This window comes from Serratia sp. K1WW1, assembly GCF_055790865.1.
The window spans coordinates 1,345,383-1,366,322 of sequence record NZ_CM147697.1; the positions used below are offsets into that span (position 1 = coordinate 1,345,383).

The 20,940-nt window shown below is 52.0% G+C and carries 19 protein-coding genes; 16 read left to right on the top strand and 3 right to left on the bottom strand.

Annotation, left to right across the window (positions count from 1 at the left end; all coding sequences use genetic code 11):
- The first annotated feature begins 64 nt into the window (after positions 1–64).
- Positions 65–637, top strand: coding sequence for a DNA endonuclease SmrA (gene smrA, locus ACX9GU_RS05995; protein ID WP_037376550.1), 573 nt, complete (start codon positions 65–67; stop codon positions 635–637).
- 44 nt (positions 638–681) lie between these two features.
- Here smrA and ACX9GU_RS06000 read toward each other — a convergent pair whose 3' ends face one another.
- Together ACX9GU_RS06000 and ACX9GU_RS06005 are read right to left on the bottom strand one after the other, a co-directional pair.
- Entirely contained in the window at positions 682–1,095 is a 414-nt protein-coding gene (locus tag ACX9GU_RS06000) for a DoxX family protein (RefSeq protein ID WP_473194142.1), read from the bottom strand.
- Positions 1,096–1,200: 105 nt separating this feature from the next.
- Positions 1,201–1,383 (bottom strand): YodC family protein, encoded by a 183-nt coding sequence (locus tag ACX9GU_RS06005; protein ID WP_021178943.1) that lies wholly within the window; start codon positions 1,381–1,383, stop codon positions 1,201–1,203.
- Positions 1,384–1,571: 188 nt separating this feature from the next.
- Between ACX9GU_RS06005 and ACX9GU_RS06010 the strand changes: the two genes are divergently transcribed.
- The 14 genes from ACX9GU_RS06010 to ACX9GU_RS06075 all read left to right on the top strand — a co-directional run bounded on the left by ACX9GU_RS06010 (position 1,572) and on the right by ACX9GU_RS06075 (position 19,312).
- Positions 1,572–2,051: a GNAT family N-acetyltransferase gene (locus ACX9GU_RS06010; RefSeq protein WP_074029561.1), complete on the top strand. Its 480-nt coding sequence runs from the start codon at positions 1,572–1,574 to the stop codon at positions 2,049–2,051.
- Positions 2,052–2,269: 218 nt separating this feature from the next.
- Positions 2,270–2,635, top strand: a complete 366-nt coding sequence (locus tag ACX9GU_RS06015) for an antiterminator Q family protein (protein ID WP_473194143.1) — start codon at positions 2,270–2,272, stop codon at positions 2,633–2,635.
- A gap of 412 nt (positions 2,636–3,047) precedes the next feature.
- Positions 3,048–3,452 (top strand): phage tail terminator-like protein, encoded by a 405-nt coding sequence (locus ACX9GU_RS06020; protein ID WP_115160036.1) that lies wholly within the window; start codon positions 3,048–3,050, stop codon positions 3,450–3,452.
- A gap of 149 nt (positions 3,453–3,601) precedes the next feature.
- Positions 3,602–4,264: a phage tail protein gene (locus ACX9GU_RS06025; protein WP_059201585.1), complete on the top strand. Its 663-nt coding sequence runs from the start codon at positions 3,602–3,604 to the stop codon at positions 4,262–4,264.
- 76 nt (positions 4,265–4,340) lie between these two features.
- Entirely contained in the window at positions 4,341–4,691 is a 351-nt protein-coding gene (locus ACX9GU_RS06030; protein ID WP_473194144.1) for a phage tail assembly chaperone, read from the top strand.
- A gap of 110 nt (positions 4,692–4,801) precedes the next feature.
- Positions 4,802–4,993 (top strand): DUF1799 domain-containing protein, encoded by a 192-nt coding sequence (locus ACX9GU_RS06035; RefSeq protein ID WP_473195121.1) that lies wholly within the window; start codon positions 4,802–4,804, stop codon positions 4,991–4,993.
- 36 nt (positions 4,994–5,029) lie between these two features.
- Positions 5,030–6,469, top strand: a complete 1,440-nt coding sequence (locus tag ACX9GU_RS06040) for a phage tail tape measure protein (protein WP_473194145.1) — start codon at positions 5,030–5,032, stop codon at positions 6,467–6,469.
- A gap of 409 nt (positions 6,470–6,878) precedes the next feature.
- Positions 6,879–7,220 carry a phage tail protein gene (locus ACX9GU_RS06045; RefSeq protein WP_024486957.1) on the top strand — a complete coding sequence of 114 codons (342 nt, stop codon included), beginning with the start codon at positions 6,879–6,881 and terminating at the stop codon, positions 7,218–7,220.
- An 8-nt stretch (positions 7,221–7,228) separates the two neighbouring features.
- Entirely contained in the window at positions 7,229–7,981 is a 753-nt protein-coding gene (locus ACX9GU_RS06050) for a phage minor tail protein L (protein WP_473194146.1), read from the top strand.
- A 2-nt stretch (positions 7,982–7,983) separates the two neighbouring features.
- Positions 7,984–8,694, top strand: coding sequence for a C40 family peptidase (locus ACX9GU_RS06055; protein WP_021807649.1), 711 nt, complete (start codon positions 7,984–7,986; stop codon positions 8,692–8,694).
- Positions 8,694–9,344, top strand: a complete 651-nt coding sequence (locus ACX9GU_RS06060; RefSeq protein WP_390900772.1) for a tail assembly protein — start codon at positions 8,694–8,696, stop codon at positions 9,342–9,344. The genes ACX9GU_RS06055 and ACX9GU_RS06060 overlap by 1 nt, the downstream gene beginning before the upstream one ends.
- Before the next feature lie 115 nt (positions 9,345–9,459).
- Entirely contained in the window at positions 9,460–15,087 is a 5,628-nt protein-coding gene (gpJ, locus tag ACX9GU_RS06065) for a TipJ family phage tail tip protein (RefSeq protein ID WP_473194147.1), read from the top strand.
- A gap of 123 nt (positions 15,088–15,210) precedes the next feature.
- Positions 15,211–17,115, top strand: a complete 1,905-nt coding sequence (locus tag ACX9GU_RS06070; protein WP_473194148.1) for a phage tail fiber protein — start codon at positions 15,211–15,213, stop codon at positions 17,113–17,115.
- Between the two features lie 238 nt (positions 17,116–17,353).
- Positions 17,354–19,312, top strand: coding sequence for a phage tail fiber protein (locus tag ACX9GU_RS06075; protein ID WP_473194149.1), 1,959 nt, complete (start codon positions 17,354–17,356; stop codon positions 19,310–19,312).
- Positions 19,313–19,448: 136 nt separating this feature from the next.
- Here ACX9GU_RS06075 and ACX9GU_RS06080 read toward each other — a convergent pair whose 3' ends face one another.
- The gene (locus ACX9GU_RS06080) at positions 19,449–20,186 is read right to left on the bottom strand and encodes a class I SAM-dependent methyltransferase (protein ID WP_473194150.1); all 738 of its coding nucleotides are present in this window, start codon (positions 20,184–20,186) and stop codon (positions 19,449–19,451) included.
- Positions 20,187–20,445: 259 nt separating this feature from the next.
- On the opposite strand from ACX9GU_RS06080, the gene ACX9GU_RS06085 reads away from it, so the two are divergent.
- Positions 20,446–20,901 carry a GNAT family N-acetyltransferase gene (locus ACX9GU_RS06085; protein ID WP_473194151.1) on the top strand — a complete coding sequence of 152 codons (456 nt, stop codon included), beginning with the start codon at positions 20,446–20,448 and terminating at the stop codon, positions 20,899–20,901.
- The last annotated feature ends 39 nt before the right edge of the window (positions 20,902–20,940 follow it).

Here is a 20,940-nt window from a genome sequence, read left to right on the forward strand (position 1 = left end):
TCAAGCCATTCCCACTAAAAGCAATAGTCCGCCGGTGGGTGAAATCTCCCGAGAGTGATGTGAAATGAGCAACGAAGAGAACGATTTTTTTGCCCAGGCGATGGCAGATGTGAGGCCGTTATCCGCGGGGCAATCCACGCTGTACCTCAAGGCGCAGGATCCCGTCGATAAACGCGCTCGCCGGGAAGCTCAGGCGTTACAGTTGGAGAACTTCCTCAGCACTGGCTTTCTGGACATCATTCCCTGCGATACTCCGTTGGAATATAAGGGCGAAGGTATTCAGCAGGGGGTGCTGGATAAGCTGCGTCACGGCCACTATCCGCCACAGGTCAGCCTCAATCTGCTGCGCCAGCCGGTCGAGAACTGCCGCCAGGCGCTGTTCCGCTTTATCATCCAGGCGGAGAAAGACAGCCTGCGTTCGTTGCTGATTGTGCATGGCCGTGGGCGCACAGATCAAAGCCATCCGAATATCATCCGCAGCTACCTGGCCAAATGGCTAGGGCAGTTTGAGCAAGTGCAGGCGTTTTGCCGGGCACTGCCACGTGACGGTGGTGAAGGGGCGTGCTACGTCACCTTGCGTAAGTCTGCCGCAGCCAAGGCGGATAACTTCGAACGCCATGCCAAACATAGCCGCTAAGGTATGAGCATGGCGGCGCAGGGGAGCGCCGCCATAGGGGAGAGCTAGCGTTTAAACCACTTATAATCCAGAGAGTAACGGCCAGCACCGGTGACGGCAAGCAGCAGCAGACCGGCGATAATACTGATGTTTTTAAAGAAGTTGATTTCGTTGCCGATCATTTCTGCCCCGCTAAAGCGCCAGAACGGGTGGCCGATAAAGGCGGTGCCCAGCACATAGAGTGCATAGATGATGGCTAAGGGCCGGGTGAAGGCCCCCAGTACGATGAAGATACCGAAAATGAACTCCACCACCACGGCGACAACCGCGGCCAGGTAAGGCATTGGCGTACCGTAGCCCTCCATTGCCGTGACCGTGGCACCAAAGTTGGTCAGCTTCATCCAACCGAAAATCAGAAACAGGATCATCAGCAAAATTCTGGCCAACAGAATGGTGCCGTCTTTTAAACTTTCGCTCATTGTGAACCCCTTAACCACTACCCAAAATAGGTTGCTGTACCTGGTAAATACTAGATCAACTTCACATTTTATCTAGGGAGATGGCGTGAGAGAGCTCACGGAATATCAGCAGACGCCGAAGTCGTCGTCTTCGTGATAGGGGTTCACTTCATTGGCCTGCACCTCGGTGCGTTGCTCGACCCCCAATTCGACCCAACTGCATATCAGCGCCTCTCCATCCTCTTCGATAACGGTCATTTTTGGCCCACCGGTTTTACGCTGCACAAAATCACCCACGCTAAATGACATATCGTTTCTCCAGATCTGTTAGGGGGAAAACTGAGTATAGGAGACCGCAGGCATTCCTCTATCAACATTCCTCAACTGCCACCTTACTAGGGGCGCGTCCACTCAGATGCCCGGTAAATTGCCGTTTGTGCCTGAATTGGTTAAGTATTATGCTGGCGGCAGGAAAATCACTCTATTTAGGGAACATGATGACAATTGAAATTCGCCCGGCGGTGAAAGCCGATGCCAAGCTAATTCTGGATATGATCATCGAGCTGGCCGTGTATGAAAAGGCCCGCGATGAAGTACGCACTAACGTGGCAGAGATCGAGGAAAGCCTGTTTGGCCCCAACGCCTGCGCAGAGGCGCTGATTTGCAGTGTCAACGGCGAGCCAGCAGGCTATGCCGTGTTCTTTATGAGCTACTCGACCTGGCTGGGTAAAAACGGCATCTATCTGGAAGATTTGTACATCACGCCCAAGTTCCGTGGGGCGGGAACGGGCAAAGCCTTGCTGCGCCATATCGCTCAGCTTGCTTGCGAACGCCGTTGCGGACGCCTGGAATGGAGCGTGCTGGACTGGAATCAGCCAGCGATTGATTTCTATCTCAGCATTGGTGCGGCTCCGCAAGATGAATGGGTGCGCTATCGTATGGAAGGCAAGGTACTCGAGCAGTTTGCCATGTCTTGATCTGCGTCCTCTTTGGGGGAGGCATCTCCTCCGAAGGTTGAGATTTAATGCTTTTTTCCACCGCTGGCGCTATCTTCCCGCGATGGTGCTGCACCAATACCTTCATTTTCTGCTCGGTTTTCCCCCTGCTTTGTCCTGTGAGGTTTCCTACAACACCCATCGATGTGCGGCTTTGCCTCGTCTGGTTACACTAGAGCCAATAAAAATAAGGAGGTCTTATGCGGGACATTCAACAGGTTTTGGGGCGTTGGGGCGTGTGGGCGCGGGAAAGTTCTTCTCTGGGATATTCGCCTATCGCCGCCGGTTTTAAAGGGTTGCTGCCGGGCAGTACCAAACAGCAGGCCTCTTGCTGTGACGAGGACGGCTTGGTCGTTGATCGCGCTGTTGCTCACCTCCAGGCCCTACGTCAGCCGGAGGAGTTGGAACTGATCTTGCGTTACTACGTTTATGGGCAATCGAAGTCCGCCATTGCTCGTGGCTGGAAATGTTCGGAAGGCCGGGTAAGGCAACAGATGCAGGTGGCAGAAAGTTTTATCGAGGGTTGTCTGGTCAGCCAGAATATTCGTTTGGAAATGGATAGATAAACTATTACCGATAATAAAAATTAAAGACTTTTTAAATTGAAGTAATTACTACCCCGCAATGCGGGGTGGTTTTGTTATTTTAAATTAATGGCGAAAAATAATTTAATAAAAATCTATTCGCTACGAGTTTTATCTAGTAAATTGATAGCGTGGTTATTTGATGTTTGGGCTTTTAATAATGCTTATGCTCTATGGATTTCGAGTTGCAGCTAGGCGACAAGCTTGCCTATCCCCAGGAGCTTACTATTGTAAGTGACTGGGGTGGGCAAGTGCAGGTAACAACGCTGCAGCTCGAAATACGACGGGCATATAAAAATAAACTTCTCGCTACGAAATATATCAGCTAGAGTGCTATTACTGGTTTAACCCAAGGTGATGCACTCTTATCAATAGGGTTAAACCAGGAGCCGCTATGAGCACCTTGCGTATCAATGATTTATTTGAGTCCAGGTTAACGGCCTGGGCTGAAGAGAAAAATATTAAATACACCTTGGCTAACGTGACGTTTACGGCGGATGACGATCTTCATCTGGAACCGTTTATTGCTCCGGAGCCTGCGGTGGCGTTAGGTATTTCCCAAGAAGTGCAGACCTACAGCGGGAATTATCAGGTTAATATTGTGATGAAGAAAGGAACCGGCGCGAAAACGGGCTATCAACTGGCGGAAGAGATAATTTCATTATTTCCCAGGGGGTTGGTGCTGGCGGACGATGCTTTTAACTGTTATGTCAATGCTGGTGGCAATATCCTGCCAGCGATTGCCAAAGATGAATTATATACCCTGCCGGTGACTATCGGTTATTGGGCTGGTTATTAATATACCCGTCGTCTTTCAAGCTGCAACTTGAAATCCATAGGGTATAAAGATGTATAACGTTGTAAACATCGCTGGAGTGATTATCCAGCAAGTAAACCAAGCATACCGCCATCCGGCGGTTTTTTAATATCTGAAATTGGAGAATTACCATGGGTTTTGCATTACCAAATGGCGCCACCGTATTTGCTGGCGCGCCAACAGCACCAGGCGTAGTCACTACCGCAGTCAGCAATGCTAACGGCGCCGTATTTACCGTGGCCACCGGCCACACTCTGAAAGTGGGTGACATCGTAATGGTACGCTCCGGTTGGGGCCTGATCGACAGCCTGGTGGCCAAGATCACTGCCCAAGTGGATACCAGTATCACCATCGGTGCCATCAATACTACCGACGTGAGCTTCTTCCCGGCCGGTGGCGGCAAAGGCTCCTTGCAGAAGATCGCCAACTGGACGCAAATTCCTCAGATCACCGAGGTAGCGCAGTCTGGCGGCGATCAGCAATACGTGCAGGTACAGTTCCTGGAAGACGATCGTCAGCGTAACCTGGCCACCTTTAAAGCGGCCAAAACGCAGACCTTTACCTTTGCGCACGATGCTTCTCAGCCGATCTACAGCCTGCTGCAGGATGCCGATCGCAATGGCGTCACGCTGGCGTTCTACATGCACGTGCCAAAAGCCAAGGAGTTGCGCTACTGGTCTGCGGTACCGGCTTTTGATCCGCAACCCACCACCGCGGTTAACCAGGTTGAAACCGTGCAGGTGGCGCTGGCGGTGCAGTCTTGCGATATGACGTTCTATAAAGTGACTGCTTAAACACGTCTATTTCCCCCTCAGGCTTGGTTGCCCGAGGGGCTAATAAGGATGAGTTAATCTGGAAAATGAGGAAATCATGGTTGAATTTAAATTGAATCCCAAGCCGACGTTTAAGGCGGATGTCTCCGTTCCGCGCCCGGGAGATGAAGATGGCGTGCTGACTTTTACCTTCAAGCATAAAAAGCGTACCCAGCTAGAGCTGTTGGAAAAGTCTTTGCGTGAAACCCTGGAACAGCAGAGCGAAACGGGTATTTACAGCAATGAGCCGATGGCGGATTTTTTGCTGGAAATCTGCGCTGGCTGGGCTTTGCCTGACGAGTTTAATCGCGAAAACATGCTGGTGTTGTTGGATAACTACCCGCGGGCGTTTGATTCAATTGCCACTCTGTTTACCCGCGAACTGATGGCCGCACGCGGAAAAAACTGATAGCGCTTGCCGAAGCGTTTTATACGCCAGAGCCTGCCATTGAAGATCTCGGAGCCTTTGGCCTGAGCGCCGCCGATTATGATCCGGAGATCGTTGAAGCCTGGCCCGATATCTGGCCAGCGTTTCAGGTTTTTCAGGCCATGGGAACTCAGTGGCGCATAGGTATGCAGGGTGTCAGCGGGCTGGATTATAACTGCCTGCCTTGGCTGATGACGCTTTATGGCGTGGACGATGAGGCAAGCGCGTTCAGTGATATTCGCGTAATGGAAAGCGCAGCACTTAGGATCATTCATAGTAAATAAATACTTATACCAGCATTAAGTTGGTTGGAGGGCAGTATGGCCAATTCAGACTCTATGTTGCTGCGTGAGAACATCAATAAGATGCAGCAGCTATATAATAAAGATATTCCTAAAGCAATAGATGGTCTTAGGAGGATTACCGCTCGGTACAATGAGGCGGGTGAAAAATTCGTTTTGGGGTTGAGGACTATTAATGAGAACTCCGGAGTTCGGCAGATGCTGCTCATTCCGGCGTTGGGTGAGCTTCAGAAAAGTATGGATGGGGATAGGTTAAGAAGAGAGAACCTTCTTAAATCATTGCGTCCATTGCCAGCTTATGAACTTAAAGTAGATCCGAAAAAAGAACCGGGTTTGCTGAGTGACTATATTTCAGATAAACAGGCCGAGGCTGGTAGAAAAAGCTGGCAGAGCTACCTGGATAGCGTAACCGATATTTCTGCTGCGGTAGTTCAGGTGGCCAAGGCCAGCCACGAGGGGCTGACGGAGATCCTTACCCGATTACTTACTACGGGCCGCTTTAGTTTTCATACTTTTTCTTCTTCTATTTTGCAGATGTCCGCCGGGTTATTCAGCAAGATCATTAGCGGATTTGCGGTTGATAAAGCGGTGAAATGGATAGACTCAACCTTTTTCCCTGCGGCGGATCCCAATAAGACGGCTACGGATAACGCTGCCAAAACGGCGGTGGGCGGGGCCGATGCCGCAGCATTAGCAGAAGGTGGTGGCGGAGAGGCAAAAGAGGATCCCACCAAGGAGAAGCTGGATGAGGATAAGAAAACCTGGCAGGAATATTTCGAAAGCGTCACCGATGGTTATAAAGGGCTCAATGAAATTGGCCAGGCGGCCCACAAAGGATTATCTGACAATCTGACCGAATTGGTGACGACCGGTAAAGCTAACTTCAAGGAGTTTAGCACGTCGATTATCACCATGATTGTCCAGATAATAAACCAAATGCTGGTGGCTTATGCCATACAAGCCGCGATGGGATGGCTTAAGGATGCGTTTACTCCTCCTAAATCACTGGTCACAGGTGGGGAAACACTGACAGGCTTTTTCGCCTCGAGCACAGCTCAGAACTTCTCATTTGATTCGGGTGGTTATACCGGCGACGGCAGTAAATACGATCAGGCGGGTGTGGTACACCGTGGCGAGTTCGTGATGACCAAAGAAGCCACCCAGCGGATCGGCGTTGGCAACCTTTACGCCATGATGCGTGGTTATGCGGATGGTGGCCTAGTTGGCGGCAACAAAGCCCCGATGTACGGCCTGGCGGCAGAGCAGGGGGGCGGCATTACGGTCAACAGCACCGTAGTAATGAACAATGATGGCTCGGCGAATGCGGCCAATAGCTCCTCTGCCGGTAACGGCATGGGTAAGCTGGTGCAGGGCATCGTTAATCAGGCAATCACCGAACGTTTGGGCAAAGAGCTTAAGCCGGGCGGCCTGATCTGGAATGCCTCAGCGGCCCGCTGAATCTTCTTATCAATCATCAATAGTAACAACCGCGGTCTGGCATCTGGCCTTATTAATTGCACCTCAATCGTTATTTCCCCTCACCCCAACCCTCTCCCACAGGGAGAGGGAGCTGCTCCGGAGCTGTATTCAGTTGCAGCGGTGATAGGGAGGATCAGTGCTGTAGCCAATTGGTGACACATACAGTTCCCTCTCCCTTGTTCAGGCTGTAACGGGAGGATGAACGCATTAGCCAAGATGTGGCACGTACAGTCCCCTCTCCCTTGTTCAGGCTGTAACCGGGGGGAACGGGAGGATGAACGTATTAGCCAAGATGTGGCACGTACTGTCCCCTCTCCCTGTGGGAGAGGGTTAGGGTGAGGGGTCATTCTGGCCCTGTGACTGACGGTTATTACTGCTCGGAGTCTTTATGCTTATCGATACCTTTCAATGGCAAACCCAGGCCTCGCCTAGCGGTAACTTTGTCCATAACGTCAGAAGTGCGCAGTTCGGCGACGGCTATAAACAGGTCAGCAGCAATGGGCTGAACCAGGCGGTGCAGCAGTGGCAGTTGGCCTATACCGGCCATCCGGCCGTGACCCAGTCGATGCTGGCCTTTTTAAATCAACACGTGCTCGTCGCCTTTTTCTGGACGCCGCCCAACGGCAAGAAAGCGCTATTTCGCGTCAAATCGGATTCAATCTCCGTCACACCGCTTGCGCGCAATGTGGAGGCGTTGAGTTTTGCCTTTGAACAAGCCTTCGGCGTATAGGTGCAATCATGTCATTTAACAGTGAAGTGCAAAAGCTGGCACCTGGGGAACTGATCCAGCTGATTGAAATTGATGGCACTGCCTTTGGCGCGGCCATCATGCGCTTTCATGCGCACAATATTCCCCACACTCAGGCCGAGATCGCGGCGGCGGGCACCGATGCCCAGCGGCTGAAACCAAAATCGATCTGGTGGCAGGGAAACGAGTATGAAGCCTATCCCTACGAGATCACCGGCCTGGCAGCAACCAGCGACGGTTCGCAACCAACGCCCAGGCTCAGCGTCGCCAACCTCAGCAATCTGGTGTCTTCGTTGTGCCTTACCTTCAACGACATGGTGCAGGCTAAAGTGCGGGTGCATGACACCTTTGCCAAATACCTGGATGCGGTCAACTTCCCCGAGGGGAATGCCCTTGCCGATGCTTCGCAGGAGCGAGTGCAGGTTTTCTACATTGACAGCAAAAGCACCGAAACCAACAGCGTGGTGGAGTTCCAGCTCTGCACACCGTTCGATCTGCAAGGCCAGCAACTGCCCTCGCGACAAATTCACGGGCTTTGCACCTGGTGTATCCGGGGTTGGTACCGCAGCGGCAGAGGTTGCGATTACAGCGGCGGCGCCTGTTTTGATAAGGACGATGAACCGATCGACGATCCGGCGTTGGACGTCTGCGGTGGCCGGGTGTCCTCCTGTAAAAAACGCTTTGGTGATGCGCAACCCCTGGCCTTTGGCGGGTTCCCAGGATCCAACCTGTTGGGGAGGTAATGATGCAGGCTGAAATCATGCAGGCCATCTGTGAGCATGCCGCAGCGGAGTATCCCAATGAGTCCTGCGGTTTTGTGGTGCAGAACGGGCGTAAGGCGCGTTATCTGCCGTGCCGCAATGTGGCGGAAAACGCGTTGGATAACTTTGTCATTTCCCCCCAGGAATACGCGCAGGCGGAGGATCAAGGCGAGATCATTCGCATCATCCACAGCCACCCAGATGTGCCCGTTTTGATCCCTTCGGAGATGGATCGCCTGCAGTGCGATCACTCGGGCATTGTCTGGGGCATCGTCTCGTGGCCGGAAGGAGATTACACCGAAGTTGTGCCACGCGGTGAGCGCCCGTTGGTTGGGCGCAGTTGGCTGTTGGGGCATGCCGACTGCTGGTCATTGATCCGGGATTACTATCGCCAGGAACACGGCATCGCGCTGAACGATTACTCGGTGGAGCATGAATGGTGGATCGACGGCAAAACCCGCCTGTATGACGATCATTGGTACGCCGAAGGGTTCCGGGAATTTCAGGGGCCGATGCGCGCGGGCGATATGATCATGATGCAGGTTTCAGCCCCGGTTACCAACCACGCGGGCATCTATCTGGGGGACGGCATGATGCTGCATCACCTGTTCGGCCAGCTCAGCCAGCGTTATCCCTACAGCGGATATTTTCAGGAGCGGACGGTACGCGTAGTCCGCAGAAAGGAGCTTCTATGATGCAAACGACAAGACTGATCCGGTTGGGTGGCCAACTGGGTAAAAAGTTCGGTAAAACTCATCGGCTGGTGGTGGCGGATACGCGCGAAGCGCTGCGGGCGCTGTGTATCACCTTGCCCGGATTTGAGAGTTTTATGATGAATGCCCATAAGGACGGCGTGCAGTTTGCCTTCTTCAATGGCTCGCAGAATATCGGCCTGGCCGAGTTTGCTACCTCTAAAGGCAGCGCTGATATCCGCATTATGCCGGTGATTGCGGGGAGTAAGAGTGGCGGGATGTTCCAGATTGTCATCGGCGTGGCGGCGTTGGTCGGGGCATTCTACACCGCAGGTTGGTCGTTGAGTGCTTGGAGTGGTGCACTTGGCGCGTCGGGAGCGACAGCGACACTCAGTGCATCCGCCGTGGCGGCTGTTACCAACTTAACCCTGCTGGGTTCAACGATGGTACTCGGTGGTGTCATGCAACTGATGACGCCACAGCCGAATTTCGGCATGTCTTCGTCACAATCGGTGGAAAACAAACCCTCCTATGCCTTCGGTTCACCGGTCAACACCACGGCGCAGGGGTACCCGGTGCCGGTGCTGTACGGCGAACGGGAAATCGGTGGCGCGGTAATTTCCGCCGGTATTTACGCTGAAAACCAACAGTAATCCTTCTCTATTGGTCGTTTTATACCCTAAGAATTTCAAGCTGCAGCTAGGCGCAGGTAACAACGCTGCAGCTTGAAAGGCGACGGGTATAGCGGCCTTTTTTTATGGGCGCAATATGACAAAGATACTTATTCATGGGCGCAAGGGCGGTGGTGGATCGGCGCATACGCCGGTTGAAGCCCCCGATGATTTGCAGTCCAACGCTAAAATCAAAATCCTGCTGGCGCTGTCTGAAGGTGAAATTGCCGGTGAGTTAGACGGCACCCGCATCCTGCTCGACGGCACCCCGGTACATAACCCCGATGGCAGTGAAAACTTTACCGGCCTGAAGTGGGAGGTGCGTAACGGCACCCAGGCTCAGGATTATATCCAGGGCATGCCGGATGTGGAGTCTGAAACGCCGGTCAACGTCAAGCTGACCACCACTAACGTCTGGACCAAAACCTTCACCCGAACCGATATCGACGCGCTGCGCATTCGCATGGGCTTCCCGGCGCTGTTCCAGCAGGAAGATAACGGCGATATGAACGGTTCGCTGGTGGAATACCTGATCGAGCTTTCCACCGACGGCGGAGCCTATAAAACCGTGGTCACCGGCACGCTAAAAGGCAAAACCACCAGTCTGTACGAGCGCGATCACCGGATTAATCTACCTAAGGCAACCACCAGTTGGACGCTGCGCATCAAGCGCATCACCCCAGACTCCACCAGCAGCAAGCTGGTAAACACTACCCAGATCCAGACCTACACCGAGATCGTGGACGCCAAGTTCCGCTATCCCAACACCGCCTTGCTGTTTATCGAGTTCGATGCCCAGCAGTTCAGCTCGGTACCGAAAATTACGCTCAAGCCGAAGGGCAAAATCATCCGCGTCCCGGCCAACTATGATCCGCTGGCGCGGACCTACAGCGGCAATTGGGATGGCAGCTTTAAATGGGCCTGGAGCAACAACCCGGCCTGGGTGTTTTACGACATCGCGTTGGACAAGAATTACGGCTTAGGCAACCGGGTTACCGCCGCCGAGATCGACAAATGGGGGCTGTACAGCATCGCACAGTATTGCGATGAATTGATTGATGATGGTTTGGGGGGCGGGGGCAAAGAGCCGCGTTTCCTGTGCGACGTGTATATCCAGTCGCAGCAGGATGCCTACACCGTATTGCGTGATATCGCCGCCATCTTCCGCGGCATCACCTACTGGGGTAACGATCAGCTGTTTGCCTACGCGGATATGCCGCGCGATGTGGATTTCGTTTATTCACGGGCCAACGTCATCGGTGGTGAATTTGCCTATGCGTCGGGGTCTTATAAGAATCGCTATACCTCGGCGCTGGTGAAGTGGGGCGATCCGGCCAACCATTATGCCGACGCGGTGGAAGCGGCTTACGATAACGAACTGGTGAAGCGCTACGGCGTTAACCAGACTGAAATCACCGCCATTGGCTGTACGCGGCGCACCGAGGCTCACCGCCGTGGGCGCTGGGCAATCCTGAGTAACGCCAAAGATCGTACCGTCAGCTTTACCGTCGGATTAGATGGCAATATCCCGCTACCAGCTCGGATCATCGGCATTGCAGATGCCATGCTGGCAGGCAAGACCAACGGCGGGCGTATCCATTCCGCGCAGGATCGTGTAGTGGTGCTGGATCGTGAAGTGGCGTTCGGCAAAGGCGATCGTCTGATCGTCAATCTGCCGGACGGCACGGCACAAACTCGCACTATCGCCAGTATCGCGGCAGACAAGCTTACGGTGACGCTGACCGCCCCGTTCCGCCAGCAACCAGAGCCTGAAGCGGTCTGGAGTATCGATTCCGACAGCCTGGCGATCCAGCAGTTCCGCGTGGTGTCGGTCCAGTCCAACGATGATGGCACCTTCGCCATTAACGCCGTTGAGCACGATCCGGATAAATACGCCTTTATCGATAACGGCATCCGCCTGGACGCGCCGCCAATCACCGTCACTCCACCAGGAGCGATGCCTGCTCCGGCGAATATTGCCATCTCGCGCTATGACTACGTCAGCCAGGGGATTAACGTTGCTTCAATGCGGGTGCAGTGGCGTGCTGTTGCTGGCGCGGTGACCTATGAAGCCCAGTGGCGTAAAGATAACGGCAACTGGGTAAATGTGGGCGCGACGCCTTCACTCGGGTTTGACGTCAACGGCATTTATGCCGGTAACTACGACGTGCGGGTACGAGCGGTGAATGCGGTGGGCGTTTCCTCGCAGTGGGGTCATGCCGAGCCGAGCTATCTGGCAGGAAAAGCGGGTGTGCCGCCCAAGATTGTTTCGCTGACGGCAACCAAGGATGTGGTGTTTGGCATCCAGCTTGCCTGGGGCTTTGGTCAGAACTCTGCCGACGGCCTGAAAACCACCCTGATGGTAGCCAGCCGGGCGGATTTCGCCGACGAACGCTTACTGGCCGATGTGCCTTATCCGCAGCATCGCTATGACATGCAGGGCTTGCGTGCCGGGCAGGTGCTGTATTTCCGTGCAGCTTTTACCGACAAAACCGGCAACCAGTCCGACTGGAGCGAGTTTGTGCGTGGAATGGCTTCGGACAGTGCGGACGTGGTGCTGGCGCAAATTGCGCAAAGCATTACCGAGACCGAACTGGGCAAAGATCTGTTGGAGAAGATCAACAGCCTGCCTTCGGATCAGAACGTGCAGGATCTGGCCGAGAAGATCGCCCAGGCGCAGGCCGATATCGAGGCGAACAGGGATGCGCTGCAAGGGGATGTCGATACCCTGCATGCGGCGCTGAACAAGGTTAACGCCGAGCTGGCGGGCCGGAATGCCGATCTGAGCAATGCTGTCGACGTGCTGCAACAGGATTTGACGCAGCTGGGCAAAGCCGCCATCGAAAACAGCCTGACCATTGAGCATAACCGCCAAAAACTCTCCCAGGCTCAGGAGGCACTTAATAGCGATATCAAGGATGCACGCGGGGAAATTGACAGCACCCGAGCCAGTTTGGCGCATGCAGATGCTGAATTGCAGGCTAAGGTCGATGCTCTTACCGGTGACACCAACTCGGCAATGGCCGAGGTCGCTTCGCAGATCACCCAATTGCAGGATGGTGATCAACAACTGGCCAGCAAGCTAGACGTGGTGACTGCCAAGGCCGAAGGGAACGCTGCGCAAATCGCGCAGGAGAAAGCGGCGCGTGTGGATGCCGATGGGGCGTTAGCCAAGGATATCAGCTCGGTGAAAGCCACGGCGGATAACCAGCAAGGTTTGATTATCAAGCTGGAGCAGGCGCAGGCCGATGCCGATTCTGCTTTGGCTAAGGTGGAGTCCAATGTTTCCGCCAACGCCAAGGCAATCGGCAGCAACAAGACGGAACAGGACAAGGTTAACTCGCAGGTTACGCAGAAAACCGAAGCGCTGGCCGATCAGCAGAAAACGCAGGGCCAGCAGCTCAGCGGGCTGACTTCCGAGTTTAGCGAAAACCGGGCGGAGGTGACCCAACAGCTGAAAACGCTGGCGGCGACAGACTCTGCTCAGGCCCAGCAGATTTCCGGTTTGCAAGCCAACACGGGCAGTAACACTGCGGCTATCCAGGCAGAGGCGAAATCCCGTGCCGATGCCGACGGGGCGCTGAGCCAACGGGTTGACGTGATCCAGGCGACTAGCCAGGAAAACACGGCAGCCATCACCCGCCTTGGCATCGCGCAAACCGAAGCCGAAAGCAGCACGGCCAGCCTGCAACAGGCATTGGAGGCCACGGCCAAGGCGAATATCGAACAGGCGCTTAAACAGGATAACGATGTTCAACGTCTGGACGAGAGCAGCGCCCGGTTAACCACGGCGCAAACCGTTTTCGCCGATCGGCAGCAGGCGCAGGCCCAGCAGATCACGCAGCTGGATGCGAACTTTGGCGACGTGTCTGCGCAGTTACAGCAGGAGATCACCACTAGAGCTAGCGAGACCGGCGCGTTGTCGCAACGCTTTGACCATCTGAGCGCAGATGTCGGCAGCAATCAGGCCGAGGTGAATCAGCGTTTGCAGGCGCTGGTGGATAGCGGCAGTGCTCAAGCGTCGTTAATTACCGGCCTAGAGGCAGCCAGTGGCGAAAATAAAGCAGCGATCGCCGCTGAATCGCAAGCGCGGACCACGGCGGATGAAGCGCTATCTCGGCAATTGAGTTCGCTGGACTCCACCGTTGGGCAAAACACGGCGGCCATCAATGATCGGCTGCAGACGTTGGCGAATCAAGACTCGGCCATGGCGGAGCAGATTGGTTCATTAACGGCGACCTCTGGCGAAAACAGCGCGGCGATCGGCGAGCTTAAGCAGGCACAAAGCGACTCGGCCGGTTCGCAGGCTTCACTTAGCAGCTCGCTTGAAGCCATTGCCAAGGCGGATATCGAGCAGTCGTTAAAGCAGGCGGAAGACGTTATCAGCAATGACGTGGTCACCGCATCGATCAAGACCCAGCAGAACGTAATGGCGGACGATCAGCGCGCCCAGGCGCAGCAGATCACCGAATTACGGGCAAGCTTTGGTGATGTTGATGCGCGCTTGATGACGGAACAGACGGTACGTGCGGAAGCAGACAAGGCGTTATCCCAGCAGGTGACAGCGCTGGCAGGCACCGTGGGGGACAACAATGCCCAACTCAATCAGCAACTGCAGGTGCTGGTAGATACGGACAGCGCCCAGGCCAAGCTGATTAACGATCTGACCAGCCGAACAGGGGCGAATGAGGCTTCGGTGACCGCCCTGAGCCAAACGCTGACCGATAGCAATAGCGCGACGGCTCAGCAAATTGGCGCTTTGCAATCCGCTACTGGTGACAATACTTCGGCTATTACCTCGCTGTCGAAAACCGTGACTGATAACCAATCGGCAACGGCTAACGATATCAAGTTATTGAATACGGCGGTGGGGGATAACAAGGCGGCAGTCCAACAGGTGAGTTCTGCGCAGGCGACCTTGGATGGCAAGGTCTCTGCAACCTGGTCGGTAAAAGTTGAAACCAGTAAGAAGGGGGAAAGCAGCGTTGCCGGTTTGGCATTGGGGGTGGATGACGCGGGGAATCGGCAATTCCTGGTGCGGGCCGATCGATTTGCCTTGGTGACCAAAGATGAAGGCAATGTGTCTGTTCCCTTCGCCGTGCAAAATGGCCAGACGTTTATTAACTCGGCTTTTATTGCTGATGGGACGATTACTAACGCGAAAATTGGTAATGTTATCTCTTCAAGTAACTATCGAGAGGATGGCAGCACTGGATGGGCGATTAATAAAAATGGTGGTGCTCTTTTTAATAATGCAACTGTTCGGGGGCATATTGATGCATCGTCCGGAACTTTCAATAATGTAGTGATAAATGAGAACTGTACTGTAAAAGGTACAGTTTATGCTCAAAACATTGTTGGTGACATAACTAAGGTGTTTGTAGTTAAGTCTGGTGACACGGTTTATATTCCTGCGCAGCCTTTTTCTCGTAATATTGTTGTGCCAGTAATATTATGTACTGCAGGAAAGAGCACAACGCCAACAAGTGGAGCACCCATTTACAATTACGCATCTTCTATATCATCTATTTACATTGATGGCGCTCTAGAAAAAAGTGTTTCAGCATCGACAAACAGTATGAGGGACTCAGATACTGGAATGAGCACGTTTTTATATGTATTACCTGAAAATAAAGCTGTGTCACTTTATTATAGCTCATCTCGTAGTGGTGGAGGACCATCGACAGTACTTGATATTATTACTGTTATGGTGTTCAAGGCTTAACTCCATTCTGTTATTAATGATTTTCCCTATGCTTTCCATGTCTCATGTTAAGTTGTTTTATTGGTTAACATTGTCTATTTTTAAATGAATAGATCTAATTTTAGCTCTATAGAGGTAGTGTTTATGTGGTACAAAACAGGTACGATCAATTTATCTGCTAATAACCCAGCAGTAGTCGGTACCGGCACTGCGTGGGCCGATGCCAAGTTTGGCGTGATGTCAGGTATGATTTTATTGGCACCGGATAATAAGCTGTATGAAGTTAAACAGGTTAATAGCAATACCTCGCTGACCCTTAACAGTAACTATGCAGGTGCAACGGCCAGCGGGCAGAACTATGCGATTATCACCACCTATGAAGGTGATATCAGCCAGTTCTCCGCACGCTTTGCGGCGATGCTGACTTTCTTCCAGGGGAGCCGCAATGATACGGTGAGTTGGTTTACTGGCACCGGGGATATGACCTTTACCAAAGATGATGGCACAACGATAACCGTACCGACGCTGGCAAAGATTCAGTCAGATTATTTGTCTAGGTCATCAACAGCAAATCAGCATGTCGCCGGATCTGTCTCATTTAGCCAGCCTACGGGGCTTTCTCTCAACACTTCGCCTGGTTTTTTACCTCGAGCACAAGGTGCTTGGGTAGGTTGGAATCGAATGCAAGCAACCCCAGGCTATGCAGATGGCGCAACTGAATTTATGAACCACAAAGGGGCTCGTCCTGGTGGTTTTAATTTTTGGAATTCCGATGGTAAAACAGCAGATATTTTAACCATTATTGGCGCAACAGGAAATATAACAACAAAAGGCCGCTTGTCTTCAATTGGCGATCAGCATATTCAAGCCGATCCATCTACGGCAAACTTGTTGCTACGTTTTAAAAATGTTGACGGTGTGGAGAAAAGCTCTATTTATGCACAGACGGACACTGGGCAGCTAAACATAAGATGGAATGGTATAACAAATTCCGCTACTTTCAGACCTGATGGTTTTGTTTCCTTGTCCAATGGTCTAACATTTAATACAGCATACAATACAGCGGAATCAGTCCCTGATCTTGGCGTATTGCCTGTTATTTTTAGGGGGCCAAATACAGGGGGGATATCCTCTGGTACGCCGAATACGGTAAATATAGGAACGTCATTTGGTTTTGCTATTGTCCCTACATCAGCGGATGGATTGGCTGAAGGCGTTGAAAGAGGAAAACCTGTTTTCTCCGTCAGTGCCCGTTCTGGCATCGTTTATGCTCTTAATGATATTAAAGTTGGAACACAGTCAGTTCTAAAGGCCGGGGATGGTGGGATTGGTGGTTACACATCGCAAACTGTCACTGATAATACTGCGGCAGGTGTAAATCAATTTTTCAGATTTAATGCAAACACCTCTGGTGCACCAGGTACGAGCGCATGGGCAGGTATCATGGGTGGGTACGATGGAGCATCCCGCTTTAAAATGGCATGGGCCATGGGATCTGCAACTGTAGATCTGAGAACGCAAGTAAGAGCGCCAAATGGCACCCTCTCATCCTGGCTATCATTGCGCCACAGTGGGAACACGACTGTAGATGCTAACGGCTTTATCAAAGCTGCTTCCCCTATCGTCAAACTGTTCGGTACCGGTGAGAGTGAACTTAATGACCAGAGCCAAGGTGTTATTACTGAGCGCATTAGTAAAGGTGTTTACCTGGTATCCGGCGTTCGTGGTTTTAATGCTGACGGAGCGTGGGGAGGAGCTGGAAACGGCATCGAAATCCCGGTCGATGACAATAAGCGCCCATTAGTATGGGTAGAGTCAAAAGTTTTATCGGATGGCGATATCGAGATCCGCACATATCACCGCACTTACGACACAGGGCCATATTCAGCGCGTAACATCGAGGCTATGGATAGCGGGGAAGCCGATAAGAAAAATCAACCGATCTTTGTTGAGATGCCGGACGGTACTCCGATTGATATCCCTGAGGGGCGTTTTATTGATTTGCGCGTTGAAATGCCCGCAACTGATGAGCCTGAGCCAGTATTTTAACCGGAATCAGTTCTGGCTCAATAGATGATTAGTAATGCTAATCCAGAATTTAAACACCTTTATCAATTCATGCCAAAATGTAATTAAAAAAATGGTTATGTGATTTTTAAGGCGTTTTTTATTTTAGATGTATTCTTATTTTTAGTTAAATTACAAATGAATAACTCGGGATAATATAAGGTAATTTAATTCTCAATCCGAATCCGCTATGAGCGATTTTTATTTGGAGTAAATATCTATGTGGTACAAAACAGGAACTATCAATTTAACCGCTAATAACGCAACCGTAACCGGTACAGGCACTGCGTGGGCCGATGCCAAGTTTGGCGTAATGCCAGGCATGATTTTACTGGCCCCGGATAATAAGTTGTATGAAGTTAAACAGGTTAATAGCAATACCTCTCTGACCCTAAACAGCAATTATGCAGGTTCAACGGCTAACGGGCAGAGTTATGCGATTATCACCACTTATGAAGGTGATATCAGCCAGTTCTCCGCTCGCTTTGCCGCGATGCTCACCTTCTTTCAGGGCAGCCGCAATGATACGGTGAGTTGGTTTACCGGGGCTGGGGATATGACCTTTACCAAGGACGATGGCACAAAGCTAACCGTACCTACGTTGGCGAAGATCCAGTCGGATTATGTATCAAGAACATCCACTCTAGATCAGAGTATTTCTAGTACAGTGCTTCTTGCAAAGCCTGTTCGATTATCGACAGCATCTGGTTCAACAGGTTTTATACCGGCCTCTCAGGGAGCGTGGGTATCTTGGAACAGGAAGACATCAATGGATGATGGCCTCACTGGTGCGACAGACTTCATTACTCATAAAGGGGGCTATCAAGGGGGATGGAACTTCTGGAGTACTGATGGATCGGCTATAAATCTTGTTGGTAAGTTAAGCTGGTCTGGATATTTATCTGTGATTGGTGGTTTGGTTTCTGTCGGCGACCAATCCATGCAGGCTGGGGTGACAACCTCTAACCTATTATTAAGGTTTAGGGATATTTCAGGTGTAGAGAAAGGGGCTGTTTATGCCCAGACCGATACTGGAGCTATGAATATCCGCTGGAATGGTACAGCTTATACGATGGCTTGTCGTACAGATGGTCTGGTCTCAGTGCCCAAAGGGCATCTTATAGCAACGGCAATATCAACGCCCCAAGATGTTATTGATATAGTTGCAGCTAACAGCGCACCCATAACATTTCGCGGTACAGATTATGCTGGGTTTGATAAGCCTAATAATTATAGCATTGGTACTTGGAACGGTTTTTCGGTCATCCCTACAACTGCAATTGGTTTAGGGTCAGGGGTAGAGCAAGGGAAACCAGTGTTCTTTGTTAATGCTCGTGCAGGGACTGCGCACGTTTTAAATAATTTATATATTGGGACTAAGACCGTTGTTAAATCAGGTGATTATGGTCTCGGTGGCGATGTGCTTGGTGCTAATAACCTAAGCGATACGTATAGGTTTAACCATGCGACAGGTAAGGCAGAAACTACATTTTTCTCTTATGAAGCATCAAGTGTAACGGCTACAGTTGCTGCTGGATTATCGGTTCCTGCATGGATAAGTAATAATACCTGGGGATTCGGATTAAGAATTTTTAGAGCTAATTCTTCCCCTACCCAAAGTGTTGATATTATTCTCAGTAATAATGGCCGAATGGGGTATCGCTATTATGGTAATGGTGGGAAGGACTATGAGTTCTTTACTACCGGTAACACCACCGTAGACGCCAACGGCTTCCTGAAAAAAGCTTCACCCATCGCCCGCCTCACCAGCAACCCAGAGAAAATGTCCGACGAATACCTGGATGGCTTTACCCTGTCCGGGCTGGCGGCGGTAAATGGCGAGGCTGCGGGCGTTACCGCTGAGCGAGTCTCCGTTGGCGTATACAAAGTGACGGGTTCGCTAGGCTTTGCGCTGGAAGGCTGGAACATCGAAGTCCCACAAGACGTCAACGGTAACCGCCTATGCTTCGTCGCCACCGAAGCGGCCGAAGACGGCACGATCACGGTCAAGGTCAGCAAACGCCGCTTTGATATTGATACCGCAGCAATCGTTGCCGGGGAGCCGATGGATATTCCCGAAGGGCGCTGGATCGATCTGCGTTTGGAAATGCCGCCGGTTGAGGAAGTTCAGAGCGAGCCTGAGCCTGAAAGCCACGAAGGCGAAATGGCGAGCGAGTAAGTTGTACCGACAGTGAAACGGTGTTGTCCTGAAGTTGCCCAGAACCGTTCGCTGTGAATAAGCCTGGAAAGTATTGGGGGGAGGCAGCCTCCCCAATATTGGATGTTTTAACGATATTTAATAAAGCGAATAGCCATTACGCAGCGAGTTTTTGTACCGCCAGGATAAAGATCATCGGGCGTTCTTTTTCTTCATCCAGTGCCGGGTTGTCGGCGATTTGCTGAGCCGAAGGACCCCACTCGTTCAGATAGCGGATGGTGAATCCCTGCTGGACCAGCAAATTGATATAGGTGCCCAGCATACGGTGCTGCTTGATCACTCCTTCCGCCAGCCAGTTGGAAATACGCTGTCCTTCTTGCTGATAGCCATTGATTGGCCAGGATTTTTGCCCTGCTTCATCCACCAACCAGCCCTGATGCTTTGGCGCAGTATAAATCGGGTGCTCGGCGGTAAAAATGAATTCCCCACCATTCACCAATGCCTGATAAATGGTTGCGAACAGCTTGCCGAGGTCTTCGATATAGTGCAGCGTTAGCGAGCTATAGACCAAATCAAAGCTGGCTGCCGGGAGCTGTAGCGCTTCCAGATCCTGCTGGCGGTATTCAATCGCCGGATCTTTGGTCATCTCTTTTGCCTTGCCCAACATCTTCTCTGAAAGATCCATTCCCAGTACCTGGGCTGCACCTTGTTCACGAGCGCTGCGGCAAAACCAGCCATAGCCACAGCCAAGATCGATCACCTTTTTGCCCTGCAAATCTGGCAGAATGCTGCGGATAGTTGACCATTCCGGTGCGCCATCTAAACCCTGCACGGAACGGCTGAGCTGTGCATAGCCGTCGAAGAAGGTTTGATTGTCATAGATATTTTGCGACATAACGTCTCCTGTATTAAATAAACCGCATAACAGCGCGGCGCGTTAATGGTATTCGTTCAGCAAACAGACTGCCAATAAAAATAGGGCCTCTCCCCATTGTCTTTCAAGCTGCAGCGTTGTTACCTGCACTTGTCCACCCCAGTCACTTACAAAAGTAAGTTCCTGGGGATGATCAAGCTTGTCGCCTAGCTGCAACTTGAAATCCAAAGGGTATAGGTGTGTATTTATGAGTGTAAAACTTTGTCATAGAGGGGCCTGAGTGAAAATTATTTCGGTGCGTCAGGAGCCAGCCTATCGCGATGTGGCTATCGATTATTTCCAGCGTCAGTGGGCATCGCCAGAAACCATGATGCTGTATCAGGACTCGATAACCCGTTGTATCGACGCGGTAAACCCGCTGCCGCAGTGGTATTTGTTGCTGGATGGGGAAACCGTTGTGGGTTGCGCGGGTTTGATTACCAATGACTTTATCAGCCGCATGGAGCTGTATCCGTGGCTATGTGCGTTGTACGTCGATGAGCAGTATCGCGGGCAGGGCTGCGGCGCATTGTTGGTCAACCACGTAGCCAAGGCCGCAGACGAACTGGGATTTCCCCGCTTGCATCTGTGTACCGACCATGTGGGCTATTACGAGAAATTGGGTTTCAGCTTTGATGGGCTTGGCTATCACCCGTGGGGCGAGTCGTCACGGGTCTATTCGTTGGATCTTGCCTAACCTTGATGTTGAGGGCGTAGCGGCGCCCCTTCGGTTGGG

Coding starts and splice junctions, on each gene's coding strand:
- smrA (WP_037376550.1), top strand. CDS start 65: ATGAGCAACGAAGAGAACGATTTTTTTGCCCAGGCGATGGCAGATGTG.
- ACX9GU_RS06000 (WP_473194142.1), bottom strand. CDS start 1,095: ATGAGCGAAAGTTTAAAAGACGGCACCATTCTGTTGGCCAGAATTTTG.
- ACX9GU_RS06005 (WP_021178943.1), bottom strand. CDS start 1,383: ATGTCATTTAGCGTGGGTGATTTTGTGCAGCGTAAAACCGGTGGGCCA.
- ACX9GU_RS06010 (WP_074029561.1), top strand. CDS start 1,572: ATGACAATTGAAATTCGCCCGGCGGTGAAAGCCGATGCCAAGCTAATT.
- ACX9GU_RS06015 (WP_473194143.1), top strand. CDS start 2,270: ATGCGGGACATTCAACAGGTTTTGGGGCGTTGGGGCGTGTGGGCGCGG.
- ACX9GU_RS06020 (WP_115160036.1), top strand. CDS start 3,048: ATGAGCACCTTGCGTATCAATGATTTATTTGAGTCCAGGTTAACGGCC.
- ACX9GU_RS06025 (WP_059201585.1), top strand. CDS start 3,602: ATGGGTTTTGCATTACCAAATGGCGCCACCGTATTTGCTGGCGCGCCA.
- ACX9GU_RS06030 (WP_473194144.1), top strand. CDS start 4,341: ATGGTTGAATTTAAATTGAATCCCAAGCCGACGTTTAAGGCGGATGTC.
- ACX9GU_RS06040 (WP_473194145.1), top strand. CDS start 5,030: ATGGCCAATTCAGACTCTATGTTGCTGCGTGAGAACATCAATAAGATG.
- ACX9GU_RS06045 (WP_024486957.1), top strand. CDS start 6,879: ATGCTTATCGATACCTTTCAATGGCAAACCCAGGCCTCGCCTAGCGGT.
- ACX9GU_RS06050 (WP_473194146.1), top strand. CDS start 7,229: ATGTCATTTAACAGTGAAGTGCAAAAGCTGGCACCTGGGGAACTGATC.
- ACX9GU_RS06055 (WP_021807649.1), top strand. CDS start 7,984: ATGCAGGCTGAAATCATGCAGGCCATCTGTGAGCATGCCGCAGCGGAG.
- ACX9GU_RS06060 (WP_390900772.1), top strand. CDS start 8,694: ATGCAAACGACAAGACTGATCCGGTTGGGTGGCCAACTGGGTAAAAAG.
- gpJ (WP_473194147.1), top strand. CDS start 9,460: ATGACAAAGATACTTATTCATGGGCGCAAGGGCGGTGGTGGATCGGCG.
- ACX9GU_RS06070 (WP_473194148.1), top strand. CDS start 15,211: ATGTGGTACAAAACAGGTACGATCAATTTATCTGCTAATAACCCAGCA.
- ACX9GU_RS06075 (WP_473194149.1), top strand. CDS start 17,354: ATGTGGTACAAAACAGGAACTATCAATTTAACCGCTAATAACGCAACC.
- ACX9GU_RS06080 (WP_473194150.1), bottom strand. CDS start 20,186: ATGTCGCAAAATATCTATGACAATCAAACCTTCTTCGACGGCTATGCA.